This is a genomic window from Actinomadura logoneensis (assembly GCF_003428695.1).
GTDB classification, from domain to species: Bacteria; Actinomycetota; Actinomycetes; order Streptosporangiales; family Streptosporangiaceae; genus Spirillospora; species Spirillospora logoneensis.
The window spans coordinates 1-7,566 of the sequence record NZ_QURH01000928.1; the positions used below are offsets into that span (position 1 = coordinate 1).

The 7,566-nt window shown below is 74.7% G+C and carries 6 protein-coding genes; 2 read left to right on the plus strand and 4 right to left on the minus strand.

What is annotated here, in order from left to right; all coding sequences use genetic code 11:
* Nucleotides 1-156 precede the first annotated feature (156 nt).
* The 3 genes from DZF91_RS31310 to DZF91_RS31320 all read right to left on the minus strand — a co-directional run bounded on the left by DZF91_RS31310 (nt 157) and on the right by DZF91_RS31320 (nt 3,719).
* A complete protein-coding gene (locus DZF91_RS31310; RefSeq protein ID WP_117360677.1) occupies nt 157-2,220 on the minus strand; it encodes a molybdopterin-containing oxidoreductase family protein in 2,064 nt (687 codons plus the stop codon).
* A gap of 126 nt (nt 2,221-2,346) precedes the next feature.
* Nucleotides 2,347-2,631 (minus strand): ubiquitin-like small modifier protein 1, encoded by a 285-nt coding sequence (locus DZF91_RS31315; RefSeq protein WP_117360679.1) that lies wholly within the window; start codon nt 2,629-2,631, stop codon nt 2,347-2,349.
* Complete coding sequence (locus DZF91_RS31320) at nt 2,628-3,719, minus strand: WD40/YVTN/BNR-like repeat-containing protein (RefSeq protein ID WP_117360678.1); 1,092 nt, start codon at nt 3,717-3,719, stop codon at nt 2,628-2,630. The genes DZF91_RS31315 and DZF91_RS31320 overlap by 4 nt, the downstream gene beginning before the upstream one ends.
* A gap of 147 nt (nt 3,720-3,866) precedes the next feature.
* Here DZF91_RS31320 and DZF91_RS31325 point away from each other — a divergent pair, with 147 nt between their 5' ends.
* Nucleotides 3,867-4,733, plus strand: a complete 867-nt coding sequence (locus DZF91_RS31325) for a helix-turn-helix domain-containing protein (RefSeq protein WP_235834695.1) — start codon at nt 3,867-3,869, stop codon at nt 4,731-4,733.
* Between the two features lie 87 nt (nt 4,734-4,820).
* On the opposite strand, the gene DZF91_RS31330 is transcribed toward DZF91_RS31325, so the two are convergent.
* Nucleotides 4,821-6,272: a globin domain-containing protein gene (locus tag DZF91_RS31330; protein ID WP_199487017.1), complete on the minus strand. Its 1,452-nt coding sequence runs from the start codon at nt 6,270-6,272 to the stop codon at nt 4,821-4,823.
* 438 nt (nt 6,273-6,710) lie between these two features.
* Here DZF91_RS31330 and DZF91_RS31335 point away from each other — a divergent pair.
* Nucleotides 6,711-7,566 (plus strand): gamma-glutamyl-gamma-aminobutyrate hydrolase family protein (locus tag DZF91_RS31335; protein ID WP_147341477.1); only part of this gene is annotated, 856 nt, incomplete at its 3' end.

Here is a 7,566-nt window from a genome sequence, read left to right on the forward strand (position 1 = left end):
CCTGCCGGGCGCGCGCCAGCACCGCCGACGGCAGGTCGCGCCGCTCCTCCAGGACCGCGGCGGCCTCCGCGTAGGCGGCGACCGCCTCGTCGGCGCGACCCGTCCGGTCGTACCGCCGCGCCCGCTCCAGCAACGCCCGTGCGTCGATCATGGCGGTCAGCGTAGCGGCAGCCGCTCGATCTCCACGCGGGTGTCGTGGAACACCGGTCCCGCGCCGAGGTCGGTGGCCCGCTCGGCGACCACGGCGTTGGCGTTCGCGCCGCCCGACAGCCGCGGCCAGTGCCCCTTGGTCGTCGCCGCGACACCCGGCCTGACCTCGTCGGTCACCGCGACGACCGCCTCGAACGCGCCGCGGTCGTTGCGCACCCGCACCCGGTCGCCGTCCGCCAGGCCCCGCGCGGACGCCTCGTCCGGGTGCAGCCGCACCACCGGGCCGCCGCCCGCGCGCCTCCGCAGCTCCGGGTTCTCCCCGAACATGCTGTTGAGGAAGAAGTGCGAGGCCGCGGAGATCAGGATCAGCGGGAACCGCGCGGCGAGCCCGGCGTCGGCGCCCTCCACGGACGGCACGTACCCGGCGAGCGGGTCGTGCCCGAGCGCCGCCGCGGTCTCCGACCGGAACTCCAGCCGCCCCGACGGGGTCGGGAACCCGTCCGCATAGGGGATGAAGGGGGCGGGGACGGCCAGCCGGACGAACCCCTCCTTCTTCAGCCGGTCCAGCGTGATCCCGGTCAGGTACGGGTGGCCGCCGGACAGCGCCTGCTCGGCCAGCTCCTCGTCCGACTCGTACAGCGCCGGGTCGGTCAGGCCCATCCGCCGCGCGAGCCGCCGGAACGTCTCGGTCGTCGGCAGGCACTCGCCCGGCGGCGCGACCGCGGGCTCGTTCCACGCCAGGTACAGGTGGCCGTAGCCGTCGTGCAGGTCGGCGTGCTCGTGCTGCATGGTGGCGGGCAGGACGATGTCGGCGTACGCGGCGGTGTCGGTCGGGAACTGCTCCAGGACGACCGTGAACAGGTCGTCCCGCAGCAGGCCCTCCCGCACCCGGTTCTGGTCCGGGGTGCTCGCCGCCGGGTTCGCCGCGATCACGAACAGCGCCTTGACCGGCGGGTCGTCCAGCTCCAGCAGCCCCTCCGCCAGCCGCGACATCGACAGCCGCCGCACCGGCCCGGGGCGCAGGTCGTCGCGGAACAGCGCCTCCCGGTTCAGCGGCACGTGCCCGGACGTGGAGTACGTCAGCCCGCCGCCGCGCAGCCGCCAGTCGCCGGTGACGCCGGGAAGGCACGCCAGCGTCCGCAGCGCCGACCCGCCGCCGCCGTGCCGCTGCAGGCCCTGCGTGGCCCGGATCGCGGTCGGACGCGTCCGCGCGATCCGCTCGCCGAGCGCGGTGATCCGCTCCGCCGGGAGCCCGGTGATCGACGCGGCGACCTCGGGGGTGAACCGCTCGACGCGCTCCCGGAACTCCTCCCAGCCCAGCGTGTGGTCCCGCAGGAACTCCTCGTCCTGGGCGCCGAGACGGACGATCACGTGCATCAGGGCCAGCGCCAGCGCCGCGTCCGTCCCCGGGATCGGGGCCAGGTGCTCGTCGGCCTGCTTCGCCGTCCGCGTCGCCACCGGGTCGATCGCGACCACGTGCGCGCCCTCGCGCCGGGCCGCCTGCACGAACGTCCACATGTGGTGGCCGCTGGTCAGCGTGTTCGTCCCCCACAGGATGATCAGCCGGGCGTGCGCCAGGTCCTCCGGGTCGATGCCGCCCGCCGAGCCCATGACCAGCTCCTGGCCCGCGTTGCCCGCCGCCGAGCACAGGTCCGCCCGGTGCGCCGACGCCCCGAGGGTGTTGAAGAACCGCCGTCCCGCCTGGCCCTCCAGGCCCTGGACGTAGCCGAGCGTGCCCATGCCCCAGTACGGCCAGACCGACTCCCCGCCGTGCCGCTCGACGATCGTGCCGAGCCGGGCGGCGATCTCGTCCAGCGCCTCGTCCCACGAGATCCGCTCGAACCGGCCCTCGCCCTTGGCCCCGACCCGGCGCAGCGGGTGCAGGATCCGGTCGTCCTGCCCGGCCCGCTCCAGCCACCGGTTCACCTTGGTGCACAGGGCGCCGCGCGTGTAGGGGTGGTGCGGGTTGCCGCGCAGCCCGACCGCCTCCCCGTCCCGGACGGTCACCACCCACGAGCATCCGTCCGGGCAGTCCAACGGGCAGGCGCCCAGCACCTTCAGCTCGGACATGCGATACCGACCCCTCCTGAACGCGACGTCCCGCACAGTCTGCGGCATCAGCGACAGGACCGTCACATCGGGACGGACGTGACGCCTGCGGGGACCACCCCAAAACGGATCTACAGCGTAAAGGCGTCAGCCGCCGGAGACGGCGGGCAGGACGTGCAGATCGGTTCCGGCCCGCAGCGGGGTGGCGAGCGACGCCAGGTCGCGGATGTTGTCGGCGCCGACGAACACGTTCACGTGCGGGCGCAGCGCCCCGGTCTCGTCCCGGACGCGCCGTCCGACCGCCGGCAGCGCCGCGTCCAGCGCGGCCAGGGCGTCGCCGACGGTCGCGTCCGGGGGCAGGTCGAGGGGGAGGGCGGCGGGCGCGCCCGCGAGGTCGCGCAGCGACCCGGGCAGCCGCACGGTCACGTTCACCTCGTCACCGCGCGCACGCACAGGACGTCCGGCAGGTGCCGCGCGACCTCGGTCCAGGTCTCGCCGTCGTCGCGGGACGCGTAGACGCAGCCGTCGCGGGTGCCGAAGTAGATCCCCGCCGGGTCGAGGGTGTCGGCGCACATGGCGTCCCGCAGGACCGAGGCGTGGCACGGGCCCTCGGGCAGGCCCTTGTCGAACGCCCGCCAGCTCTCGCCCGCGTCGTCCGAGCGGTGCACCTGGTACCGGTGTCCGGCGGGCGAGCGGTCGGAGTCGGCGTTCAGCGGCAGGACGTAGAGCGTGTCCGGACGGTGCGGGTGGACGACGAGCGGGAAGCCGAAGTCGGCGGGCAGCCCGGCGTCCACGCGGGCCCAGGCGGCTCCGGCGTCGTCGCTGCGGTAGACGCCGCCGTGGTGCTGGAGGAACATCCGCTCCGGACGGCTCGGGTGCAGGTCGACCTTGTGCACGCACTGGCCGTACTCGGGCGGCGGGTCGGGCAGGAACTTCGCGGTGATGCCGTGGTTGCGGGGCTCCCACGTCGTCCCGCCGTCGGTGCTGCGGTAGACGCCCGCGGCGGAGATCGCGACGGTCACGGTGGCGGGGTCCGCCGGGTCGGGCAGGACGGTGTGCAGGCACTGGCCGCCCGCGCCCGGCTTCCAGAACGGGCGGTGCGGATGGTTCCACAGCCCCTCGACCAGCCGGAACGTCAGACCGCCGTCCTCGGAGCGGAACAGCGCGGCGGGCTCGGTCCCCGCGTAGACCACGTCCGGTTCGGTGGGGGAGTGGCGCAGCTGCCAGATCGAGCGGAGCGCGGCGCCGGTGTGCTCGGGGAAGGCGACCGGAGCGGTCTCGGCCTCGCGGGCGGGCTCGGTCCAGGTGCGTCCGAGGTCGTCGGAGACGGCGATGGACACGCCCCAGAACGGGCTCTCGACGGCCGCGAGCAGGCGCCCGGTGCGCGGGTCGGCGGCGACGGCGGGCACCGGGGAGGTGGGGAACAGCAGCGGATCGGCGTCCCACGCGTCCCCGCCGGCGCGGGGGCGGGCGACGACCATGCCCTTTCGGGTGCCGATGACGAGCGCGTGGTCGACCACTGGTCCTCCCGGGGGTCCGTCCGGATTCCTTTCCGGGGAGCCTGGCACGCGGAGCGTCACGGGCGTCCCAAGGAAGCCGAACAGGCGCGCGAAGAATCCGCCCGGCCAGGGAACACCCATTACCCCCCACGTCATCGTCTTCGTGACATGAAGATCGGTAACGTCTGCGGCGTGATGACGACCACCGCTTACTCCGAGTCCACCGTTCCCACCTCCTCCCTCGGCGACGTCCGCCCGATCGGCGAGCAGCTACGCGCCTGGCGCCAGCGGCGCAGACTCAGTCAACTGGAGCTGGCATCGGAGGCGGACGTGTCGACCCGGCACCTGAGCTTCGTCGAGACCGGCCGATCGGCCCCCAGCCGGGACATGGTGCTGCGCCTCGCCGAGCACCTGGACGTGCCGCTGCGCGACCGGAACCTGCTGCTCGTCGCGGCCGGATTCGCCCCGATGTACGCCGAGACCCCGATCGAGGAACCCCGGATGGACGCGGTGCGCGGCGCGCTGCGCCAGGTGCTGGAGGGGCACCAGCCGTATCCGGCGGTGGTCGTGGACCGCTTCTGGAACCTGGTGGACGCCAACGAGGCGGCGTCGATCTTCACCGACCTGGCGCCGCCGCACCTGCTGGAGCCGCCGCTGAACGTCCTGCGGCTGAGCATGCACCCCGACGGCGTCGCCCGGAACATCATCAATCTGGGCGAGTGGCGGGCGCACATGGTGGACCGTGTGCGGCGGCACGTCGCCCTCACGGCCGACCCGGCGCTGGAGCGGCTCTACAAGGAGCTGCGCGACTTCCCCGGCTCGGACCCGCTGGAGGAGGCGGCCGCGCCGTCCACCGGCCACGAGGTGTTCGTCCCGCTGCGGATCCGGGCGGAGGGCACCGAGCTGTCGTTCTTCAGCACCATCGCCACGTTCGGCACGCCGGTGGACATCACGGTCGCCGAGCTCGCGATCGAGTCGTTCTACCCGGCGGACGTGACGACGTCGGAGTTCCTGCGGGCGCGGGCCGGGTGGTGACCCTGCGCTGACCCTTCACCGCCGGGCCTCGGGCGTTCCCGCCCTGGGCTCGGCGAGCCGGCGCGCGTTCCGGTCACGCGCTTCCGGTCACGCGCTTCCGAAGGCGCGCCCGACGCCCGCGGGTTCCGGCTCCAGTTCCAGCTCCGGTTCCGTGTTCGATTCGGCGTCCGGTTCCGTGTCCGGTTCCGCTTCCGGCGCGGGACCGGGATCGGTGTCCGGATCGATAGGCGGGGCGGCTTCGAGGTCAAGCTTGGGCCCTGGTTCGGGGGCTGGGAGGTCGGGTGACGGTGCGGTGGCGGACGCGACCGGGCATCCCGTGGTGAGGCCGCGGCCGGGCCCGCGCGCCGCCTCGCGCCCGCGGGCGCGGCTGAGGGTGAGGTCCTCCTCCTGCCGCTCGGCCTCCCGCAGCTCGTGGTGGATCCGTTCCGGCGCGACGCCGAGGTCTCGGAGTTTGGCGGCCGTGGTGCGGACCATGCCCGCCGGTCCGGCGAGGTAGACCTCGTGCCCGGTCCAGTCGCCGCCGAGCCGTTCCAGGGCCTCGGTGACGGCGGCGCCGCGGGGACGGCCGCCGTCCGGGCCGCCAGGGTCGTCCGGGCGGCCAGGGTCGTCCGACAGGACGGGGACGACCCGCAGCCACGGGCACGACGCCTCGAGCAGCCGCAGGCCGGGAAGGTCGTACAGGTCGTCGGCGGTGCGGGCGGCGACGAGCAGGTGCGCCCGGCGGTGCCGTCCGGTGGAAGCGGCGTGCTCGATGATCGCCCGCAGCGGCGCGAGGCCGGTGCCGCCCGCGACGAGCAGCAGGTCTCGGTCGGCGTCCTCCGGCGGCGTCATGCCGCCGAGCGCGGGCCCGAGAAGTAAGGTGTCGCCGACTCCGGTGTGCCGGACCAGCGCGCCGCTGACCCAGCCGCCCGGGACGGCCCGCACGTGCAGCCGCAGCAGCCCGTCCGGGCGCGGCGCGTTCGCGATCGAGTAGGGCCTCCAGACCCGCGGCCAGCGCGCGGTCTGGACCGTGAGGTGCTGGCCCGGCGCGAACTCCAGGGGCCGGCCCGGCCGGAGCGTGAGGACGGCGACGTCGCGGGTGCGGCGCTCGTGCTCGACGACCTCGGCGACCCACCAGGGCGGGGCGTGGGCGGCGTCCCGCTCGGCGGCGGCGACCATGGTCGCGGCGGCGGTGTCGAAGGCCGCCGCCCACGCCGCCTCGGCCTCGAACGTCCAGTCGGCGCCGGCGAACCGGCGCAGCGTCGCCAGCAGCGCCGACCGCAGCGCCGGGTAGTGCTCGGGCCGGACGCCGAACTTGCGGTGGCTCCGGCCGAGGTGCTCGAGGTAGGGCCGCACGGACGCGGGGTCGTCCAGGCCGCCCACGAGTTCGGTGAGCGCGTGGAGCAGCCGGTCGCGCTGGAGGTCCATGGCCGGCGGGAAAAGCGTGCGCAGCCGCGGATTCTCGGTGAACAGCCGCCCGTAGAAATAGGCGACCGCGGGGACGCCGTGCGATTCGAGGCGGCGGAAACTCTCTTTGAGGATGCGGGGTTCCAGGGACATTTACCGGGCTCGCCCCCAAGGCAATTGTTCGTCGACGCCGATGTTCTCCGGCGCTTCCGGCGCCCTCGGCGTTGTCCGACTTCCGGGGATTCTCTCATCGGCGGCGGTGGATTCTCAACCCTTACCTGTCAACTACCGTGCAGTATGCCGAAGGGTAGTCGTGTTCTTATTTTCGGTGATCGGCCATTGGTCATTTCGGAGATAGATACTGATCGGTATTGCGGTCGCTTCGCCGCGGAAATGCCGCAGGCGCCGGGGCGCCCGTGCGGCTCGACCGCGGAGGGCCGGTGCGGCGCGGCGGTGCGCGATTCTCCACCCCGGTAGGAGGTTTTCCGAGCCGGGCGCGTCCGGTATGCAGCATCATGGCGTCGCGGAAGAGGAAGATCACGCGACGCCGGGAGGGCGCCGGCGTCCGGGCGGGCGGAGGGGGAGTCGCGCATGGGCGACGGAGCGCCAGAGGTCGGCGGAGCGGAACGGGGCGGAGGGTCGGCGGGGGGCCGGGCGGAGCCGCCGCTGATCGGGATCACGACGTACCTCGAGTCGGCTCGCTGGGCGGTGTGGGAGCGCGAGGCGGCGGTTCTGGGCACGTCCTACCCGCGGGCGGTCGAGCGGGTGGGCGGCGTGGCGGTGCTGCTGCCGCCGACCGGCGACCCGCGCGGCGTCCGGGCCATGGTGCGCGGCCTGGACGGGATCGTGTTCGCGGGCGGCGCGGACGTCGAGCCCGGCCTGTACGGGGCGGCCCGGCACCCCGCGACCGGCCCGGCGCAACCGCGCCGCGACGGGTTCGAGCTGGCGCTGATGCGCGCGGTGATGGCGGCCGGCCTGCCGTTCCTCGCGATCTGCCGGGGCATGCAGCTGCTCAACGTGGCGTGCGGCGGCGGGCTCGTCCAGCACCTTCCCGAGACCGTCGGCCACCGGGACCACGCGCCCGCGTCCGGCGTGATCGGGCGGCACCGGGTCCGGTTCGACCCCGCGAGCGCGACCGGACGGCTTCTCGGCGGCGACGCGGACGTCCCCACCTACCACCACCAGGCGGTGGACCGGCTCGGCGAGGAACTGGCGGCCGTCGCCTGGGCGGACGACGGGGTCGTGGAGGCCGTCGAGCTCCGGGGCCACCGGTTCGGGCTCGGCGTGCAGTGGCACCCGGAGGAGGACGACGATCCGCGCCTGTTCGAGGCGCTCGTCGCGGCGGCGACCGGTCCGCGCGCGGCGGCGACCGGTCCGCGCGCCGCGGCGTCCGGTGGTGGCGCCGAGGTGTCCGGTCGCCGTGCCGAGGTCGCCGGTGGCCGCGCCG